21 protein-coding genes are annotated in these 17,273 nt (G+C 61.3%); 6 read left to right on the forward strand and 15 right to left on the reverse strand.

Annotated features, from left to right (window positions below; genetic code table 11):
* The first annotated feature begins 14 nt into the window (after positions 1–14).
* Positions 15–479 carry a Crp/Fnr family transcriptional regulator gene (locus tag AC4CWF_RS17650; protein ID WP_491282928.1) on the forward strand — a complete coding sequence of 155 codons (465 nt, stop codon included), beginning with the start codon at positions 15–17 and terminating at the stop codon, positions 477–479.
* Between the two features lie 57 nt (positions 480–536).
* Here the strand turns inward: AC4CWF_RS17650 and AC4CWF_RS17655 are convergent, their stop codons facing one another.
* From AC4CWF_RS17655 to AC4CWF_RS17690, 8 genes are all read right to left on the reverse strand, one after another.
* Positions 537–1,247: a phosphatase PAP2 family protein gene (locus AC4CWF_RS17655; RefSeq protein ID WP_491282929.1), complete on the reverse strand. Its 711-nt coding sequence runs from the start codon at positions 1,245–1,247 to the stop codon at positions 537–539.
* Between the two features lie 89 nt (positions 1,248–1,336).
* Complete coding sequence (locus AC4CWF_RS17660) at positions 1,337–2,152, reverse strand: DUF1206 domain-containing protein (protein ID WP_491282930.1); 816 nt, start codon at positions 2,150–2,152, stop codon at positions 1,337–1,339.
* 181 nt (positions 2,153–2,333) lie between these two features.
* The gene (locus tag AC4CWF_RS17665; RefSeq protein WP_491282931.1) at positions 2,334–3,344 is read right to left on the reverse strand and encodes a DUF3618 domain-containing protein; all 1,011 of its coding nucleotides are present in this window, start codon (positions 3,342–3,344) and stop codon (positions 2,334–2,336) included.
* Positions 3,344–3,760 (reverse strand): phage holin family protein, encoded by a 417-nt coding sequence (locus AC4CWF_RS17670; RefSeq protein ID WP_491282932.1) that lies wholly within the window; start codon positions 3,758–3,760, stop codon positions 3,344–3,346. The genes AC4CWF_RS17665 and AC4CWF_RS17670 overlap by 1 nt, the downstream gene beginning before the upstream one ends.
* Entirely contained in the window at positions 3,753–4,469 is a 717-nt protein-coding gene (locus AC4CWF_RS17675) for a nutrient deprivation-induced protein (protein ID WP_491282933.1), read from the reverse strand. The genes AC4CWF_RS17670 and AC4CWF_RS17675 overlap by 8 nt, the downstream gene beginning before the upstream one ends.
* A 154-nt stretch (positions 4,470–4,623) precedes the next feature.
* Complete coding sequence (locus tag AC4CWF_RS17680) at positions 4,624–5,028, reverse strand: DUF2177 family protein (RefSeq protein WP_491282934.1); 405 nt, start codon at positions 5,026–5,028, stop codon at positions 4,624–4,626.
* A gap of 21 nt (positions 5,029–5,049) precedes the next feature.
* Positions 5,050–5,736, reverse strand: a complete 687-nt coding sequence (locus AC4CWF_RS17685) for a ChrR family anti-sigma-E factor (RefSeq protein ID WP_491282935.1) — start codon at positions 5,734–5,736, stop codon at positions 5,050–5,052.
* A complete protein-coding gene (locus AC4CWF_RS17690) occupies positions 5,733–6,314 on the reverse strand; it encodes a sigma-70 family RNA polymerase sigma factor (protein WP_491282936.1) in 582 nt (193 codons plus the stop codon). The genes AC4CWF_RS17685 and AC4CWF_RS17690 overlap by 4 nt, the downstream gene beginning before the upstream one ends.
* A 219-nt stretch (positions 6,315–6,533) precedes the next feature.
* On the opposite strand from AC4CWF_RS17690, the gene AC4CWF_RS17695 reads away from it, so the two are divergent.
* The 3 genes from AC4CWF_RS17695 to AC4CWF_RS17705 are packed head-to-tail and all read left to right on the forward strand — an operon-like array spanning position 6,534 to position 9,888.
* Positions 6,534–7,871, forward strand: coding sequence for an NAD(P)/FAD-dependent oxidoreductase (locus AC4CWF_RS17695; protein WP_491282937.1), 1,338 nt, complete (start codon positions 6,534–6,536; stop codon positions 7,869–7,871).
* On the forward strand, positions 7,868–8,668 hold the full coding sequence (locus tag AC4CWF_RS17700) for a DUF1365 domain-containing protein (RefSeq protein WP_491282938.1): 801 nt from the start codon (positions 7,868–7,870) through the stop codon (positions 8,666–8,668). Before AC4CWF_RS17695 ends, AC4CWF_RS17700 begins: the two co-directional genes overlap by 4 nt.
* Positions 8,665–9,888: a class I SAM-dependent methyltransferase gene (locus AC4CWF_RS17705; protein ID WP_491282939.1), complete on the forward strand. Its 1,224-nt coding sequence runs from the start codon at positions 8,665–8,667 to the stop codon at positions 9,886–9,888. Before AC4CWF_RS17700 ends, AC4CWF_RS17705 begins: the two co-directional genes overlap by 4 nt.
* Positions 9,889–9,945: 57 nt before the next feature.
* On the opposite strand, the gene AC4CWF_RS17710 is transcribed toward AC4CWF_RS17705, so the two are convergent.
* Positions 9,946–10,725 (reverse strand): SDR family NAD(P)-dependent oxidoreductase, encoded by a 780-nt coding sequence (locus AC4CWF_RS17710; RefSeq protein WP_491282940.1) that lies wholly within the window; start codon positions 10,723–10,725, stop codon positions 9,946–9,948.
* A gap of 165 nt (positions 10,726–10,890) precedes the next feature.
* Here AC4CWF_RS17710 and AC4CWF_RS17715 point away from each other — a divergent pair, with 165 nt between their 5' ends.
* The gene (locus AC4CWF_RS17715) at positions 10,891–11,838 is read left to right on the forward strand and encodes a nucleoside hydrolase (protein WP_491282941.1); all 948 of its coding nucleotides are present in this window, start codon (positions 10,891–10,893) and stop codon (positions 11,836–11,838) included.
* A 3-nt stretch (positions 11,839–11,841) separates the two neighbouring features.
* Here AC4CWF_RS17715 and AC4CWF_RS17720 read toward each other — a convergent pair whose 3' ends face one another.
* The 4 genes from AC4CWF_RS17720 to AC4CWF_RS17735 form a co-directional block, all read right to left on the reverse strand.
* On the reverse strand, positions 11,842–12,219 hold the full coding sequence (locus tag AC4CWF_RS17720; RefSeq protein WP_491282942.1) for a helix-turn-helix domain-containing protein: 378 nt from the start codon (positions 12,217–12,219) through the stop codon (positions 11,842–11,844).
* On the reverse strand, positions 12,216–12,515 hold the full coding sequence (locus AC4CWF_RS17725; RefSeq protein ID WP_491282943.1) for a type II toxin-antitoxin system HigB family toxin: 300 nt from the start codon (positions 12,513–12,515) through the stop codon (positions 12,216–12,218). Before AC4CWF_RS17725 ends, AC4CWF_RS17720 begins: the two co-directional genes overlap by 4 nt.
* Before the next feature lie 69 nt (positions 12,516–12,584).
* Positions 12,585–13,511, reverse strand: a complete 927-nt coding sequence (locus tag AC4CWF_RS17730; RefSeq protein WP_491282944.1) for a pseudouridine-5'-phosphate glycosidase — start codon at positions 13,509–13,511, stop codon at positions 12,585–12,587.
* A gap of 4 nt (positions 13,512–13,515) precedes the next feature.
* A complete protein-coding gene (locus AC4CWF_RS17735; RefSeq protein ID WP_491282945.1) occupies positions 13,516–14,634 on the reverse strand; it encodes a carbohydrate kinase in 1,119 nt (372 codons plus the stop codon).
* A 210-nt stretch (positions 14,635–14,844) separates the two neighbouring features.
* On the opposite strand from AC4CWF_RS17735, the gene AC4CWF_RS17740 reads away from it, so the two are divergent.
* A complete protein-coding gene (locus AC4CWF_RS17740; RefSeq protein ID WP_491282946.1) occupies positions 14,845–15,240 on the forward strand; it encodes a DUF1236 domain-containing protein in 396 nt (131 codons plus the stop codon).
* Between the two features lie 95 nt (positions 15,241–15,335).
* Here the strand turns inward: AC4CWF_RS17740 and pncB are convergent, their stop codons facing one another.
* Positions 15,336–16,643 carry a nicotinate phosphoribosyltransferase gene (gene pncB / locus AC4CWF_RS17745; protein WP_491282947.1) on the reverse strand — a complete coding sequence of 436 codons (1,308 nt, stop codon included), beginning with the start codon at positions 16,641–16,643 and terminating at the stop codon, positions 15,336–15,338.
* 253 nt (positions 16,644–16,896) lie between these two features.
* Positions 16,897–17,235: a hypothetical protein gene (locus AC4CWF_RS17750; protein ID WP_491282948.1), complete on the reverse strand. Its 339-nt coding sequence runs from the start codon at positions 17,233–17,235 to the stop codon at positions 16,897–16,899.
* Positions 17,236–17,273 lie beyond the last annotated feature (38 nt).

Here is a 17,273-nt window from a genome sequence, read left to right on the forward strand (position 1 = left end):
AAGGTGAAACACCGATGCTACTCAAGGACGAGGTTGACATGTTGCGGCGCGTGCCGCTGTTCTCCCAGATCGCGCCGGCAAAGCTGAAGCTTCTGGCGTTCGCCTCCGAGCGCATGACCTGTCGCGAAGGGCAGAACCTGTTTCGCCAGGGTGACATCGGCGATGCGGCCTATGTGATCCTGTCCGGTACCGCCGACGTGCTGGTGCAATCCGAGGCGGGAGAGATCCGTGTTGCCGAAGTCGACAAGAATTCGATTGTCGGCGAGATCGCCATCCTCTGCGATACGGCGCGAACGGCAACGGTGCGTGCCTCCTCGCGGCTTGAAGTGCTGAAGATCAGCAAGGAAAACTTTCTGGAGCTGATGAGCGATTTTCCCGACATGGCGGTGGAAATCATGCGCGTTCTGGCAAACCGTCTCAACCACACGACGAACGAACTGACCGAAGCCCGCAGCCATCAGCAGCGCGTGCCGACCTGATTTCGAGACAGCGGGCGGCACCCGGAATGGCCTGAGGAATGGCCTGGCGGATGCCGTTTAATCCCGTGACGGTTCGGCGGAAATATAACGGCGCGCCACAAGCCAGCAGCCCACCGCCCAGCTTGCGCCGGCGCACCAGCCGCCGAGCACATCGGTCGGATAATGCACGCCGAGATAAATGCGGCTGAGGCCGATGATCAGCGTCAGGAACAGCGCTGCACCCATCATGAACAGGCGCGTTGTCCGCGTCGGCTGGGTGCGCGAAAGCAGTGCGCCAAGCGTGAGATAGGTCACCGCCGACAGCATGGCGTGGCCGCTGGGAAAGCTGAGGTCCTGCACATCCACCAGATGCGGCACGATTTCCGGCCGCGGCCTTGCGATGAGGATCTTCAGGACTGTGCTCGTCGCCCAGCCGCCCACGACCGAAAACAGCATGAAGGCGGCAATCTTCCTGCGGCGTGCGAGGACGAGATAGAGCGTTGCCAGGGCCGTCATGATGGAAAGTACGGTTATGCCGCCAAGGCTGGTGATATCGTCCATGGCATGTGACAGCCAGTAAGGGCCGATGGGGGTGGACAGGTCCCCTGTCTGGCGCAGCGAAAGCAGGACCGCCTCATCCAGCGCATGCGTGTCTCCCTCCAGCACTTCGCCTGTCAATTGCGCGAAGAGAAACAGACCGCCGGCGAAGATGGCAAAAAACAGAAGCGTCACCATTTCCATTGCCTTCACCCGGTCGATGACGTGGCTTGCAATCCGGCGCGGCTGCATGGCGGCCCTTTCAAGACGAGGAAATATTCAGGTGCGACAGGAAACCCGGGTCAAGCCTAGCTTGATGTCAGGGGCTTGCCCGGCGGCATTCAGACCGGGATGGCGCGGCGCGCCTCAGCAAGGCTTGGCGGATTGACCCTGCGGTAACGCGCTTCGATGAAGCCATAAATGCCGAAGCACAGCAAGCCAAGCCCCATGGCAAGATAGAGCGTCGCCCCGAATGGCAACTGTCTGATCCAGGCCAGCGCATCGGCCATGCTGCCGGCTTCATCCGGATTTACCGCATAGGCAGCATAAAGAAAGAAGCAGCCGATGATGAGGAAGACGATGCCCTTGGCGACGAGACCCGCCACGCAGAACAGATCGAGTGAGCCGTGGTGCCTCGCATCGAAGGACAGGTAACGGTGATAGCGCCGACCGACGCCCTTGATGATCAGGGCAGTTCCCGCCCCCAGGATACACAGCGCCACGCAACCGACCAGATAAGGGCCGAAAGGCTGTTGCATCAGCCAGGCAGTCCAGCTTTTCGATCCGCCGCCGCCAGACCCCTCTGCCATCTGCAGCGCATGGCTTGCAGCATAAAAGGCAAGACCGGTGTAGGTTGCAGCGCTGACCAGCATGCCGGCACGCACCACATAACCCTTCAACGTTTGAGGATGACCATCGGCATTGGCGACCGCCTGGCAGATGCGCCAGGCAACAAACCCCATCAGCGCCACTGAGACTATGCCGAGCCAGACGCGGCCGAGCGGCTGGCCAAGCACCAGTTGCAGTGCCGACTTGGAATCCGGACGGCCACCGCCGAGGCTGCCGAGCAGGACAAGGCCCGCAACCAGCACGTAAACAAGGCCGCGCGCCACGTAACCTGCCCGCGCAAGCCATTCGAGTTTACGTATCGTATCCATGAAAAGTCCTCGTGGTGATCTGTCAGACAAAAGAGACGGTCAGCGACGAGGAAACCGCAGGAGCAGGCAAAAGGTTCAATCTCTTTGCGACCGTTCTGCTCAAAAAGTGCAAGGAACCGGCAAAGCTTACAAAAAAGCCCGCCGGAGATCCGACGGGCCTTGTGTTCAAATGCGCACGGGATCAGTGCGGGCGGGTCGCCGGATCACCGTCACGATAGGTGCGGGTCTCCTCGACGATGCGCTCGCGGGCAGTGTCATGAAGATCTGCCGCGACCTCCGCAGCCTTGCGTGACACGTCGGCGGCCACATGTTCGGCCCGGTCCATCGTTTCCGAAGCGCGGGTTGCGACCTGCTCCTTCAGATTGTCCGAGAGGTCGCCGACCATTTCGTCTTCCCGGTCGGTGCGCGGCAAGGCAGCACCGATGGCGGCGCCCACGGCAAAGGCAAGCGCGCCGCCGATCAGCGGCTGATCCTTGAACTGGCGCAGGATCGTCTCGTTGATCTGGGCCGACTGTTCCTTCAGCGACGCTCCCATATCCATGGAACTGCGACCGGCCGAGCGGCCGGCTTCAGACACGGTGCGTGCCATCTTGCTGGCGCCATGGCCGAGACTTGCCCAGGTATCGGACAGCCAGCCGGACGCTTCATCGAACATCTTGCCGGTTTCATCGCGCACATCCTGTACGCGGCGACCTGTGCTGTCGGCAAAGCCACGATAGGTCTTGCCGGTCTGGTCGACAAAATGGCCGGCGCGCCGTCCCGATGCATCGGTCAGCGCCTTGAAGCGACTTCCGGTGTCATCAGCGAAATGGCTGTAGCGGCCGGATGCATGGTCTTCCACCGGCCCGACACGGCGAAGCTGTCCAGACACGGTTGCAAGCGGGTAATCCTGCTCGTCATCCTCAAGCCGGGCATTTGCATCCGTGGCCGGCTTGTTCTGGCTTGCCATCAACCAGGCAAGACTGACGCCCATCAGCGCCATCGGCACCGGATTGGTTTTGACGGAGCCGGCGAGATTGGAGAAAAATTCCCCGCCGCCGCTTGACTTTGCATAGGCGAGCGCCTCATCCACCAGCTGACCCGGCGACATGCGGTTCTGGATTTCATCCAGCTTCGCGCCGATCCGCACGCGATCCTTTTCGATTTCGCGCTCGATATCTTCCGGGCGCGCATTATCGGTAGCATAAGCCATCACGTTCTCTCCTTGAGGACCTGCGCATCACGGCGAAGCGAGTTGGTGGTGCGATCGAGATTGAGGTTATTGCCGCGAAGCGCCGAAAGGCCCTTGGAAATCATGCCCCAGGCAATAAGGGCAACGATGACGCCCACCACGACCGAGGAAATGGCATCGGCATTGTGTTCGGCAAAGCCGCGCGCAACGAGGAAGGCGGTGAGGCCGTTGACGACAGCTGCCAGCAGAACGCCGACGGCTGCGATGGCAAACACCAGGCCGGCGGCAAGCGTTTCGACGCCGGTCAGTGCATGCGAAACCTTTTCCGAGGCTTCGGCCTTGGCAAGATTGATTTCCTTGCGAAACAGGCCGGAGATATCACCGACCAGGCCGGTGACCAGTTCGGAAAGCGGGCGGTTTTCAGGTGTATTAGACATTGGAGCCTCCCGTGACTGGTGATGTGCTGGCCCTGGTGGGAGACGCGGCCGGCTGGACGGCAGCAGGCGCCGGGCGCCCACCCTCTCCACGCCCCGCGCGTGACGTCATCGCGGACTGGCGGCTGGCCGAGGCGCCAATGAAACGGCTGGCAGCAAGGCCCGCAATGGCGGCAATGCCGAGGAAGGCGAGCGGCTGGCGGCGGCCGAAATCTTCCGCCATGCCGGCAAGTTCGCCAAGGTCACGGCCCTTGATGTCTTCGGCAAAGCGCTGGACGCTTTCGCCCATCTGGCGTGTCATGCGGCCAAGCTCGGGCTGTTCGCCTTCAAGCTCGGAGCCGACCTTTTCGATGGCGGTTGCAACGCCAGCCACGCGGTCTGCCGCATAGGTTTTCTGCTCGTCGGCTGCTTTGTTTGCTGCAGCTGACGCCTTGGACATGCCGTCTTCAGCGACATGGCGAACGGAGGCAAGATCGTCCTTGGCCATCTGGCGTAGGTCGCTGCCCGAGGCGGCTCGCGTGCCTGCCGTGTCGTCCTGCGGGCCATCGCCTGGGCGATTGTCTGAGCCGGCCTCGCTGCTGGGGCGGCTGTCGGCCTCATAGAGGCTTGCGCCAGGCTCTGTCGAAGATGCGGCTGCCGGTCGGGCCGATTGTTCTCGAATGGATGAATAGGTGGAGCCGGTCTTGCCGCTCCCGATATCGTTTTCTGCCATGGAACTCTCCCTTCAATGACGGGTGATCGGCTTTTGCGAAGAGTTCGCTGCGATCAGGGAGACAACCGGAGGCACGCGGGATTGTTCCCGCCTGATCACACAACCAGACGGAACTTACGGCGTAAAAAGCTGAAAAGCGGCCGGAAAAAGGGTGCTAGCCGATGAATTTCCGGGTGACCCACAAGCCCACGGCAGCAGAGGTGCCGGTCAGCAGCGTGCCCCAGGCAAGATCCACCAGCGTCATGGTCACGGGCCAGTTCTTCAGGGTCGCAAGGTTGGTCATGTCATAGGTGCCGTAGGCGATGAGGCCAAGGATGGCACCGGACAGAAGCGCCTGCGCCCAGGTGCCACCCTGCAGATGTGGATGCACAGCGAAATAAACGATGCCGGCGATATAGACGAGATAGAAGGCGCCGGCCGCGGCAAAATCCGGCCGCTCGCGCATCATGTCGCCCAGTTGGCTGCGGTAGAAGCCGGTTGCAACCTTGCCAAGCCAGAGGAAATCAAGACCGAAGAACACCACGGCCGTCGACAGGTAAGCCACCACATAGACGACCATCGATCTTCTCCGTTTCTATCCTCAAATCTTGAGGATGGGCTGGATCATCCGCACAATCCAGCTGCTGAATTTCAGCGGCGCTTCGGTAACGGCAAGGCAGATGCAGTCCTCACCTTCGGTCGCCGTCGGTGTATGCAACAGGCTGCCATCGGCTTCTTCCAGATCGCCGCGGGCAAACACCTCGTCGCCATCGCGGAAGCTGCCGGCAAGAACCAGCGTCAGCTCGCGCCCCTCATGGGTATGTTCCGGCACCGGTTTTCCGGCGGGAATTTTAAGGAGGCGCACCTGCGTTGCCCGATCCGCCGTCGGAATGCGGATCTGATAGGCGCCACGCCCGAGAGCCTGCCACTTCAGCGTCTCGACATCGCCGCCGAGATAGGACCGCAGCGGTTCCGGGATGACGCTTGCCACACCTTTGCCGATAGAGGCTGCCGGTTTGGCTTTCGCGGACGAAGGCGCGGTCATGGTGGCCGGTGCCTCGCCGGTGATACGGGCACGAAGCGTATCCCAATCGGATGTCGTGACAGGGTGATCGCTCACCACCTTATCTAACAGCGCGCCGGCGGCACCTTCCATGGCCTCCAGCGTGCGACGACAGGAGGGGCAAAGCGCCAGATGTGTGGCAACGGCAATGCTCCACCCCTCAGACAGATTGCCGGAGGCATAATCGAGCAGCAGTTCATCGCTGATATGATGCTTGACGTTCATCGCCGGCCCTCCAGCGTGGTGCGTAACTTGTCGAAAGCCAGCCGGATGCGTGATTTCACGGTACCCAAGGGAATTCCCATGTCTTCTGCTATGGTTGAATGAGAGGCTTCATCGAAGAAGGCGCGCCTGAGAACATCGAGCTGTTCGGGCGGCAATGTCTCCATTGCCTGACGCAGGAGTTCGGCATCCTGGCGCCCTTCCAGTTCCACATCGGCGAGCGGTGCGTTGTCGGCCACGAAAACCGGATCGTTTTCATCAAACACCGGCCGCTTGCGGCGAAAGGCATCGATGCGCTGGTTGCGCGCGATCGTGAAGATCCAGGAGGACACATTGCCCCGGCTCGGATCGAATTGAACAGCCTTGTTCCACACGGCCGTCATGGTTTCCTGCATCAACTCTTCGGCCAGCTGCATGTCACGCGTCTTCATGGCCATGAAGGACCGCACGCGCGGCCCATAATAGCGAAAGATCGTCTCGAACGCGGTAACGCTGCGCTCTGCGCCGACGGCTGCAAGCAGGTTGCAAAGCTCTTCCTGAGAAAGATCCGGTTCCGGTAGGTTCCTGTCAGTCCGTTTCATCTTAAGGCCATGCTTCACGCGGGAAAGCGGGAAGACACCCGCTTTTTTCTCGTTGTGGCACGTCCTTGCCGATATGGAAATACTGAAGCTCATGCGGCCAATTACGCCACCCTCTTGCGGCCGGATCACCGACAAAAAGAAATTTCAGACGAAACCATTTGCCCCCAGCCTTCGTAGAGGCCAATCGTAGGCTAACAAGAAACATGGGGAATTGTTTCAGTGAAAACAGAACATCGTCGCATTGCCGTCGTCGGCTCCGGTATCAGCGGTCTTTCCGCAGCCTGGCTGGCCTCCCGGGAAAATGACGTGGTGCTCTATGAAGCAGCAGACCGGCTCGGCGGCCATTCCAACACCGTTCTGGTTCAGACGCCCGATGGGGAACTTCCCGTCGATACCGGCTTCATCGTTTTTAATGACAAGAATTATCCCAATCTCGTGGCGCTCTTTGATCATCTCGGCGTGGCAACGGATGCCTCCGACATGTCCTTTGCCGCCTCCATCGAGGATGGTGCGTTTGAATATTCCGGCACCGGCTTGAAGGGCATTCTCGGCCAGCGCCGCAATGCCGCGCGCCCGCGCTTCTGGCGCATGTTGTCAGATGTGCTGCGTTTCTATCGCGAAGCCGAAAGCCTGATGGGACGCCCCGACCTGCAGGCGATGACGCTGGGCGACTATCTCGACCGCGAGAACTATTCAAAAACCTTCATCGACGACCACCTTCTGCCGATGGGCGCTGCCATCTGGTCGATGACGACGACGGATATGCGCGCCTATCCGCTGCAGGCCTTCATCCGCTTTTTCGTGCATCACGGCCTGATCCTCCTGTCGGGTCGGCCGCTCTGGCGCACCGTGTCAGGCGGAAGCCGCCAGTATGTGCGCCGCATTGCCGAGGATTTCAAAGGCGAGATCCGCCTCAACTGCGGCGTTGCCCGCATCGAAAGACTTGCCGCCGGTGGCGTGACGATCACCGACAGCAAAGGTGACGTGGACCGTTTCGATACCGTGATCGTTGCAACCCACGCCAATGATGCGCTGGGCATGCTTGGTGATGCCGACGAGATGGAGACGCGGATCCTCGGTGGATTCCGCTATACCGACAATGTCGCCGTGCTGCATTCCGACGTGCGGCTGATGCCGAAGCGAAAGGCCGTCTGGTCGAGCTGGAACTACATCGGTGGCAAGCGCGAAAACGACAGCGCCCCGCTTTGCGTCACCTACTGGATGAACCGGCTGCAGAACCTGCCGGAGCGTCATCCGCTGTTCGTGACGCTGAATGCGTGCCGCGACATCCGCGAGGAGAGCGTGATCGGCACCTATCACTACACCCATCCGCTGTTCGACCTCGCCTCCATGGCAGCGCAGCGCGAAGTCTGGGCCCTGCAGGGGCGGCGTGACACGTTTTTCTGCGGCGCCCATTTCGGCAGCGGCTTTCATGAGGATGGCCTGCAGGCCGGCCTTGCAGCGGCAGAAGCGGCAACGGGCCTCAAGCGGCCGTGGCAGGTGAAGGACCAGTCCGGTCGCATCTTTGCCGATCCCCTGCTGGCGGCGGCAGAATGACGGAGGAATCCGCCCTCTATTTCGGCACGGTGGTGCATGCCCGCCACCGTCCAAAGAAGCATAATCTCACCTACAGTGTGTTTTCCATCCTCATCGATCTTGACGAACTGGAGGCGCTGGACCGCCGGCTGAAGCTGTTCGGTTATAACCGCGCCGCCATCTACAGTTTTCACGACAAGGACCACGGCAACGGCGAGCGTGGCGGATTGCGAAAATGGGTGGAAGGTCATCTGGCTGAGGCCGGCATCGATAACCGCGACGTCACCATCCGCGTTCTCTGTTATCCGCGCATCCTGGGTTATGTCTTCAATCCGCTCACCGTTTATTTCTGCACGGATGCAAACGGAAATCTGCTGGCCTTGCTTTATGAGGTCTGCAATACATTCCATGAACGGCATACGTATATCATACCCGCGAAAGCAGCCCATCCGGACCGTGTGCGCCACACCTGCGCCAAGGCCATGTATGTCTCTCCTTTCGTTCCCATGGATTGCCTCTACGACTTCGACATCACCCCGCCGGGAGAGCGCGTGAAAATCGCGATCAGCGAGCGGGACGCCGAAGGTGACCTTCTTTTCGCAAGCTTTGCCGGCCGCAGGAGCGCGCTCAGCGACCGCACGCTGGGGCGAGCACTGTTTTCATACCCGCTGATGACCATGAAGATCATGGCGGGCATCCATTACGAGGCGGTGCGCCTCTTCCTGAAGGGTGTGCCGCTCCATCGGCATCGTCCTGCAGCAAGCCGCATCGCAAGCTCGGTGGAACCGGTCGTTGTGAGTGGAGGAACTGAAACATGAGCCATGCCGGAGAGCGGGAAACCAGCCTCACTGCTGACCGCGCGCCGTTTTGGCAGCGCATCCTCGTACGCATGCTCTCGGGCACGCGACACGGGCGCCTGACCGTCGTGTTCCCCGGAGGGCGCGAGCACCATTTCGGTGACGGGGCGAACGGCCCCTGCGCCACCATCCGCATCCACCGGTCGCGCATTCTGCGCCGGGTGATGACGGGCGGCGGGCTGGGCTTTGCCCGCGCCTATATGGATGGCGACTGGGAGACGCCTGATCTCGGCCAGGTGCTGGATCTGGCGCTGGCCAACGAACATGGCTGGGAGAAGCTTGACCGGCCGATGGCGCTGATGGCGCGGATCGCGCATCTGCGCCACCGCCTGCGGCGCAATTCCAAGGCCGGCAGCCGGCGCAACATCGCCTTCCATTACGATCTCGGCAACACATTCTACGAGGTCTGGCTGGACCGCTCGATGACCTATTCCTCGGCCATCTATGCAACGCCGGAGATGAGCCTGGAGGCTGCACAGCACGAAAAATACGCCCGCATCATCCGCGAACTCGGCATTACCCATAACGATCACGTGCTGGAAATCGGCTGCGGCTGGGGCGGCTTCATGGAGCAGGCCATTCGCGAGACGGGCTGCCGTGTGACGGGCCTGACGCTTTCACGCGAGCAGGCGGCGTTTGCGACGGAACGGCTGGCGGAAGCCGGCCTTTCCGCAAACGGCGAAATCCGCCTGCAGGATTACCGAGATTGCACCGGCCAGTTTTCGAAGATCGTTTCCATCGAGATGTTCGAAGCGGTTGGCGAGGAACACTGGCCGATCTATTTCGAGCAGGTGCGCGACCTGCTGGTGCCCGGCGGCGAGGCGATGATCCAGGTGATCACCATCGATGAAAGCCGCTTCGAGCAATACCGCCGCCACGCCGATTTCATCCAGACCTATGTGTTTCCTGGCGGCATGCTGCCGACGATCAGCGGTTTTGGCGCCATCGCATCAAAGGCCCGCCTGACGGTGAAGGATTGCTTCCGCTTCGGCCGTGATTACGAGCGCACGCTGCTCGCCTGGGACCGCACCTTCAATGCCATGTGGCCGAAGATCGCGCCGCTTGGTTTCGACGAGCGGTTCTTCCGCACCTGGCACTATTACCTCAATTATTGCGCTGCAGGGTTTCGCAGCGGCCGCATCGATGTGGCGCAGTTCCGGCTGGAAAACCCGGCGCGCTGAGGGTTTTGCCCGATAACGGACGGTTCGGGGCGCGGGGCCCCGAGCCTTTTGGCCCTGTTACTTGCGCAGCATCCTGCGGGTGATCTTGAACAGAAGCGCCTTTGGCAGGGCCGCAAGCAGCTTGATCGACAGTGCCATCTTCCACGGAAAGATGATTTCGTAGCGGTTCGTCTTCAGCCCGTCGACAATCGCATCGGCGGCCTCTTCGGCGGAAATCAGGAACGGCATCGGAAAATCGTTCTTTTCCGTCAGCGGCGTATCGACGAAGCCGGGATTGATGATGCGAAGCCGCACCCCTTCCCGCTCCAGCTCCGGGCGAAGCGCCTGGCAGAGATTGTTGAGCGCCGCCTTGCTTGCCCCGTAAAAACCACCGCCCGGAAGCCCGACCAGCCCGGCAACGGACGCCACAACGGCAATCTCGCCTTGTCTGCGTGCGATCATGTCAGGGATCACCGCTTCCAGCGTATGGCCGGTGCCGATGACATTGAGGTTGAAGGTCTCAGCAAGATTGCCGCTATCGAAATGGCGCACGCTGTCGCGCTTGTAGGTGCCCGCGGAAAAGATCGCGAGATCGATTGGCCCAAGCGCTGCGCGCACCGCATCCGCCACAGCGTTTGCGGCCACGCGGTCGGTGATATCGAGCGGAAACGCAAAGATCCGCCCCGGATGGAGGGCGGCGAGTTCGTCCAGCTTGTCGGCACTTCTGGCGCTTGCGGCAACCCGCCAGCCATCACGGGCCAGACGTTGCGCCACCGCCCGCCCGATGCCGGAACTGGCGCCGGTGATCCAGGCGAGCCTGCCCTGGTCGATCGTCTCGGTCCTGTCGAAATCGCTCATCACAACCTCCGTTTATCTCTCACTACGTGCCGCCGACCATTTGGTTCTGTGGCGCCTGATCGTCTACGAGATTGTAGCCGGCTTGCCCGGACCGGCGCGACGTGGCAAATCCTTGAGCCATCACGAACGCCCTAAAAATTTCCCAGCAGTCGGAAAAGAGATACCATGCCCCAGAAGATCATTATCGATACGGACCCCGGCCAGGACGATGCGCTGGCCATTCTTCTGGCGCTCGCAAGCCCGGAACTGGAGGTGCTGGGGATCACGGCTGCGGCCGGTAATGTGCCGGTAGCGCTCACGTCCAAGAATATCCGCAAGGTCTGCGAACTTGCCGGCCGTCGCGATATCCGCGTCTTTGCCGGCTGCGAAGGCCCCATGCAGGGCAGCCTGTTCACCGCCGAATATGTGCATGGCGCAACCGGCATGGACGGCGCCGATCTGCCCGAACCCACCATGCCGCTCGAAGCGCAACACGGCGTCGACTTCATCATCGAAACGCTGATGGCGCACGAACCGGGCACCATCACTGTCTGCACGCTTGGTCCGATGACCAACCTTGCCACCGCTCTTTCGCGGGAGCCTGCACTCGCAACCCGCATTAAAAGCGTGGTGCTGATGGGCGGCGGCCTGTTCGAGGGCGGCAATGTGACACCGGCTGCCGAGTTCAACATCTTTGTCGATCCGGAAGCGGCCCGCATCGTGCTGTCGTCAGGCGCGCCCATCGTGATGATGCCGCTCGACGTAACCCATCAGGTGCTGACCACGGCCAAGCGTGTCGCCGCCATCAAGGCACTCGGCACGCCGCTTGCCGATGCCGTCACCGGCTGGCTGGAATTCTTCGAGCGCTTCGACGAGGCGAAATACGGCACCGATGGTGGCCCGCTGCACGACCCGAACGTGATCGCCTACCTGCTGAAGCCGGAACTTTATTCCGGCCGCCTCTGCAATGTGGAGATCGAGACCACATCGGAACTCACCAAGGGCATGACGGTGGCCGACTGGTGGGGTGTCACGCAGCGCCCGAAAAACGCATTTTTTGTGCGCGACGTGGATGCTGACGGTTTTTACGCGTTGCTGACGGAGCGCCTGGCCCGGCTGCCGGCCAAGGCGTAAACTTCAGGCGACGAGGGCGTAAGGCGCAATGAGGCTATCGGCAGGGATATGCCATTCCTGCCGGATGCGGTTGATCATGTCGAGCGTCAGCGCCCTCTTGCGGCGGAGCACCTCGGACGCGCGCGACCGCGACCCCAGAAGTTCGGCGAGATCGGACTGCGTGCGCCCTGTCGTCTGCATGTAGAAGCTGAGGACATCAATGGGATCGGCCGATGGCATGTCCACCGTCCGGTTCTCGTAAGCCTCGATGAGGTCTGAAAGAATGTCGAACCGGTCAGCCTCCGGCGAGTTCGGCTGCGGCGGATGGTCAAAATAGGGTTCCACCTCGGCAAGAGCCCATTCAAGATCTGCCGCGGTTCTGATCGGCCTCACGTCCTTCATGAGATGGTCTCCACGTTGATCCGGTCATAATCCGCATGGCTGCCGACGAACTTGATCAGCACGCGCTGGTAGGGATAGGCCACATGCACGACAAGCCGGTATGTGGTGCCGGCGATGTCGAAGATGATGCGATTGTCGCCCACGAAATCCACCGCCGCGCCAAACAGGGCTTTCACATCCGACGGCGTTTCCCAGCCGGCCGCATTGACCAGCCGATACCATTCAGACAGAGGCTTTCGCGCCTGGGGATGCTTATCCCAAAAATCTCTCAGCCGGGATTTCGCGATGATCTGCATGAGAGAGCATATTCCCAAAATGGGAACAATTCAAGAGGAAGCGGCAACGCCGCTTCCTCCCATTTCTGATCAATGGCTCTTCTTCAGCGCCGCATAGGCAACCGCCATGCGGGCGGCGAGTGCTGCGTTGTTTTTGACCAGCGCGATATTGGCCTTCAGGCTTTCGCCCTTGGACAATTCGTTGATGCGACCGAGCAGGAAGGGCGTCAGGTCCTTGCGGCCGATGCCGCGTTCTTCGGCCTCGCGCACGGCGTCGGCAATCGTGCCGTCGATGAAATCGGGCGAGAGGGCAGCCGTTTCAGGGATCGGGTTGGCGATCAAGAGGCCCGTGCCGGTGCCGAGACGGTGGTGGAGATGCATCGCCTCAGCAATCTCTTCTGCCGTATCGAGGCGGTGGTCGGCCTTGTAGCCGCTTTCGCGGGTGAAGAAGGCCGGAAACGCATCCGTGCCATAGGCAATAACCGGCACGCGCTGGGTTTCCAGATATTCGAGCGTTTTTGCGATATCGAGGATGGACTTAACGCCGGCGCAAACGACGGCGGTCTTCGTGCGGCCAAGTTCGGTGAGGTCAGCGGAAATATCAAACGTCTGCTCGGCGCCGCGATGGACGCCACCGACGCCGCCGGTCGCAAAGATGTCGATGCCGGCGAGATCGGCAAGCAGCATGGTCGCGGACACCGTGGTGCCGGCAGAGGCTTTGCGCACCATGGCAACGGCAAGATCCCGGCCGGAGGCTTTGACAACGCCTTGCGCCTTTGCCAGCGCTTCCAGTTCGGCGTGCTCGAGGCCGGCGCGCAATTGCCCATCGATGACGGCGATGGTGGCGGGCACGGCGCCGTTTTCACGCACCACGGCTTCCACGGCAAGCGCGGTCTCGAGGTTTGCCGGATACGGCATGCCGTGGGTGATGATGGTGGATTCGAGCGCCACGACCGGGCCACCGGCGCGGATGGCTTCGGCAACCTCGCGGCTGAGTTTCGGCTGAAGAAGGGTCATGAGATTATCCTTTGTGCTCGGCAAGCCGGTGCATGTTCGCCTCAAGGAAGCGCGGTGAAAGGTCTGGGTGAACGCTTGCGGCGCTTTCGGTGGTGAGCGCGCCCAAGAGAGCGCCGATGCGGGCGGCGGCAAAACTGTCCTCACCGGCCATCAGGCCATGCAGGGTGCCGGCAATCATTGCATCGCCGGCCCCGGTCATGTCGCGCGGATTTGCCGGCACGGCGGTTGCAGTGCGAACCCCATCGGGGCCTGCAACCGCAATGCCGCGCGCGCCCATGGTAACGACCGCCTCGCCGGCACCGGCCTGCCGCAGCAGACGGGCTGCCTCGGCCGCATCCTGCAGATCTTCTGCGCCATGGCGAGACAGGCATGCATTCGCCTCATCGATATTCATGAACAACAGGTCGATGCCCGACAGGTCCTGCGGCAGGCGCATGACCTTGTGGGTGGAGACCGCATCGATTGCCAGCCGAAACCGGGCGCTGCGGCGGCGCTGAATGAGGTGGTGCAGCGTCTCTGCCGGCAGGTTGCAATCGGCAAAGACAAGGCTTGCGGAGGCCAGATGCGACCAGGCGCGATCGATATGGCCGGGCTGGAAGAGATCGAAAATCCCCATATCAGCCAAACCCACGACCAGATCGCCGGCCGGATCGAGAATGGCAGCATATTCGGCCGTCGGTTTTTCGTCCGTGACCACCACCTGGCTGACATCAATGCCGCGGTCGCGCAGATGCGCGAGAAGCGCGGCTCCCGTCTCGTCATTGCCGATGATGGACATGAAGCTGGTGGGCGTTTCGAGGAGCGACAGGTTTTCCGCCACATTGCGCGCGACACCGCCAAAGCTGCGCATGCCATCAACGGGATTAGAGGTTTCCAGAACAATGGCCTGGCGCGCCCGATATTTGCGATCAAACACGGAGCCCCCGACCAGCACCGCCCGGCGCGGCTCCGGAAGCATATAGCCGCGCCCGAGCAGATAACCCTTCTGAACCAGTTGCGCGATATGCGCGGCCACCGTGGAACGGGCAAGCCCAAGGGCGTCTGCAATTTCCTGCTGGCCGACAAAGGGATTGTCCTTGATGAGGGCAAGCACGGCGGCTTCCTGCACTCCCAGTTCGTCCATGTCGCTTTCCCCTGCTGGCTTTCCTCCTCATTTAAAACATTTGACTACACTGTCAACAGTTGTCTTAGTTTGAATAGGTTGGGTGCGGTCCAGCGCCATGGAATCTCACGGCATGTGACAAACCTTTTCCGGAGGTGAACGCTAAAAGCGGAACGTTTTCAAGGCTCGTGAATTGACGCCCCAGCAACATCACAGGAAGAGGAAACAACCATGCGCAAGTTCATTCTCGCCTCCGCCACGCTTCTGGCGGCAGGCCTTGCCACCGCCGCCTCCGCTCAGGACGGCACGACGACGGGTGCCGCCGGCGGTGCCATCACCGGCGCCATTGTCGGTGGCCCGATAGGCGCTGCCGTGGGTGGCATTGCGGGCGCTGCCCTTGGCACCGCCATCGATCCGCCGCCGGCCGAAGTCGTGACCTATGTGCGCCAGCAGCCGGCCCCGGCGCCTGTTGTGGTCGAGCGCCAGATCGTTGTGGGGGAACCCATTCCGGAAACGGTCGTGCTGACGCCGGTTCCCGAGCATCGCCAGTATTCCTACGCTGTCGTCAACGAGCAGCGCGTCATCGTCGATCCGAAGACGCACACCGTCGTCCAGATCATCGACTGATCCGAGCAAGATGTTATCGGCAAAAGCAGGCTCGCTGCAAGGCGGGCCTGTTTTTCATGGTGATCGAGAGATCACGCCAGAAGGCCGAAAAGGCCTCAGACGAGGACCGCCTGCTCGACGCGATCTTCCTGACCGAAAAAGCGCAGGTAACGCTGCACTTCTTCCGGTTCGCCGGTGGCTTTCTGCGGATTGTCAGACAGTTTGACGGCCGGGCGGCCATTCGCTTCGCTGATCTTGCACACCACGGAAATCGGCTTCAAGCCATCGATTTCGCTTGGCGCGCAGCCGGCGAAATCATTGGTGAGGTTAGTTCCCCAACCGAAGCTCATGCGCACGCGGCCTTCGAAATGCCGATGGGTGTCAATGATGGCATCGACATCGAGGCCATCGGAAAAGATCAGCAGTTTCTGCTTGGGATCGCGCCCCATTTTCTCCCACCAGGCAATGATCTTTTCGCCACCTTCGATGGGCGGCGCGCTGTCGGGGCGAAAACCGGTCCAATCTGCCACCCATTCCGGCGCATCGCGCAGGAAGGATGCAGTTCCAAAGGCATCGGGCAGCACGATCAAAAGGTTGCCGCCGTAAAGCCGGTTCCAGTCTTTAAGCACCTGATAGGGAGCGGCACGCAGTTCCGCGTCGGTATTGGCAAGAGCGGCCAGCACCATCGGCAGTTCGTGCGCATTGGTGCCGACGGCTTCCAGATCGGAATCCATTGCCAGAAGCACATTGCTGGTGCCGGTAAAACCGGAGCCGACGCCTTCCTTCAGCGCCTCTACGCACCAGCGCTGCCACAAAAAGCTGTGGCGACGGCGGGTGCCGAAATCGGAGATGCGAAGACCCGGCAGCGTCTGCAGGCGCTCCACCTTTTCCCACATCTTGGCCTTGGCGCGGGCATAAAGCACATCGAGCGTGAAGGGCCCAAGCGAGCGCATGGCCGCGCGCGAGCGAAGCTCGTTGATGATGGCAAGGGCTGGAATTTCCCAGAGCGTCGTATCCATCCAGCGGCCGTGGAAGGTCAGCTCATACTGGCCGTCGCGCTTGGAAAGCTCGTATTCCGGCAGCCGGTAATTGGCAAGCCAGGCCAGAAACTCCGGCTCGAAGATCTGCGCCTTGCCGTAAAAGCTGTTGCCGGCAAGCCAGATCATTTCCTTCTTGGAAAGCTTAACTTCACGGGCATGATCGAGCTGCTCGCGCAGTTCCATCTCGTCGATTTCATCGGCAAGACGCACCCGTTTGGTGCGATTGATGACGGAAAAGGTCACATCCGTGGTCGGATAGAGTTTCCAGATCATCTGCAACATCAACAGCTTGTAAAAATCCGTATCGATGAGGCTGCGGATGATGGGGTCGAGCTTCCACGTATGGTTATAGACACGCTTGGCGATATCGGTCTTCGTTGTCATGGCTGCCTCTGCCCAGCGCTCCTCCCGGGGAGCGGGCCCTGCATTGCGTCGAAGGGTGAAGGCATCCGTTGAAAACCTCCGGCGACGTTATCGAAAAAACGCAAGGCAAAGTCCACTGCCTAATGCGCAAACGCCGCCGCAGGGACGGAGAAAAGGCAGGCAGGGCAATGCAAGCTTCCAGAGCTTGCGCAGCGGGGCCAGAGGCAGGAGGCATCGGGTGCCGCAGCTTTCGCCGCGGCAACCGGTTGAAGCCTTACGGCGTGGAAGGAGGCTGCGTTGCGGGATTGGCCGGCGTCGTATCCCCAGCCGGCGGCGTTGCCGTCTGCTCGGCCGGCGGTTCGGTCGATTGGCCCCACCATTCCGATCCGCCCCAGGCGAGCATGGCCAGCACGAGGCCCGCGATCAGAACCATCAGAACCGGGCGGCCGGTGCTTCCCTGGCGCGCCTCTGTCGGGCTCATCGGTTGTTCAACGGGAGACTGCTCCACCGGGCGCGTTGCACTTCGGGTAAAATTCGGGTCCTGCAGATGCGCCGGCGGAGCGTCGGTCAGCGGATCGGAGCGAGTATCGTTGGGATCGATGCGGTTGTTCATGCGCGTAGTCCTTTTCAGGTTCCGCAGGGTGAAAGCAC

It is taken from the genome of Neorhizobium sp. PAMB6630 (assembly GCF_058242775.1).

Coding starts and splice junctions, on each gene's coding strand:
- AC4CWF_RS17735 (WP_491282945.1), bottom strand. CDS start 14,634: ATGGACGAACTGGGAGTGCAGGAAGCCGCCGTGCTTGCCCTCATCAAG.
- AC4CWF_RS17720 (WP_491282942.1), bottom strand. CDS start 12,219: ATGAAGGACGTGAGGCCGATCAGAACCGCGGCAGATCTTGAATGGGCT.
- AC4CWF_RS17655 (WP_491282929.1), bottom strand. CDS start 1,247: ATGCAGCCGCGCCGGATTGCAAGCCACGTCATCGACCGGGTGAAGGCA.
- AC4CWF_RS17710 (WP_491282940.1), bottom strand. CDS start 10,725: ATGAGCGATTTCGACAGGACCGAGACGATCGACCAGGGCAGGCTCGCC.
- AC4CWF_RS17665 (WP_491282931.1), bottom strand. CDS start 3,344: ATGGCTTATGCTACCGATAATGCGCGCCCGGAAGATATCGAGCGCGAA.
- AC4CWF_RS17650 (WP_491282928.1), top strand. CDS start 15: ATGCTACTCAAGGACGAGGTTGACATGTTGCGGCGCGTGCCGCTGTTC.
- AC4CWF_RS17670 (WP_491282932.1), bottom strand. CDS start 3,760: ATGTCTAATACACCTGAAAACCGCCCGCTTTCCGAACTGGTCACCGGC.
- AC4CWF_RS17730 (WP_491282944.1), bottom strand. CDS start 13,511: ATGACCCTTCTTCAGCCGAAACTCAGCCGCGAGGTTGCCGAAGCCATC.
- AC4CWF_RS17685 (WP_491282935.1), bottom strand. CDS start 5,736: ATGAACGTCAAGCATCATATCAGCGATGAACTGCTGCTCGATTATGCC.
- AC4CWF_RS17680 (WP_491282934.1), bottom strand. CDS start 5,028: ATGGTCGTCTATGTGGTGGCTTACCTGTCGACGGCCGTGGTGTTCTTC.
- AC4CWF_RS17700 (WP_491282938.1), top strand. CDS start 7,868: ATGACGGAGGAATCCGCCCTCTATTTCGGCACGGTGGTGCATGCCCGC.
- AC4CWF_RS17715 (WP_491282941.1), top strand. CDS start 10,891: ATGCCCCAGAAGATCATTATCGATACGGACCCCGGCCAGGACGATGCG.
- AC4CWF_RS17740 (WP_491282946.1), top strand. CDS start 14,845: ATGCGCAAGTTCATTCTCGCCTCCGCCACGCTTCTGGCGGCAGGCCTT.
- pncB (WP_491282947.1), bottom strand. CDS start 16,643: ATGACAACGAAGACCGATATCGCCAAGCGTGTCTATAACCATACGTGG.
- AC4CWF_RS17690 (WP_491282936.1), bottom strand. CDS start 6,314: ATGAAACGGACTGACAGGAACCTACCGGAACCGGATCTTTCTCAGGAA.
- AC4CWF_RS17705 (WP_491282939.1), top strand. CDS start 8,665: ATGAGCCATGCCGGAGAGCGGGAAACCAGCCTCACTGCTGACCGCGCG.
- AC4CWF_RS17725 (WP_491282943.1), bottom strand. CDS start 12,515: ATGCAGATCATCGCGAAATCCCGGCTGAGAGATTTTTGGGATAAGCAT.
- AC4CWF_RS17750 (WP_491282948.1), bottom strand. CDS start 17,235: ATGAACAACCGCATCGATCCCAACGATACTCGCTCCGATCCGCTGACC.
- AC4CWF_RS17675 (WP_491282933.1), bottom strand. CDS start 4,469: ATGGCAGAAAACGATATCGGGAGCGGCAAGACCGGCTCCACCTATTCA.
- AC4CWF_RS17660 (WP_491282930.1), bottom strand. CDS start 2,152: ATGGATACGATACGTAAACTCGAATGGCTTGCGCGGGCAGGTTACGTG.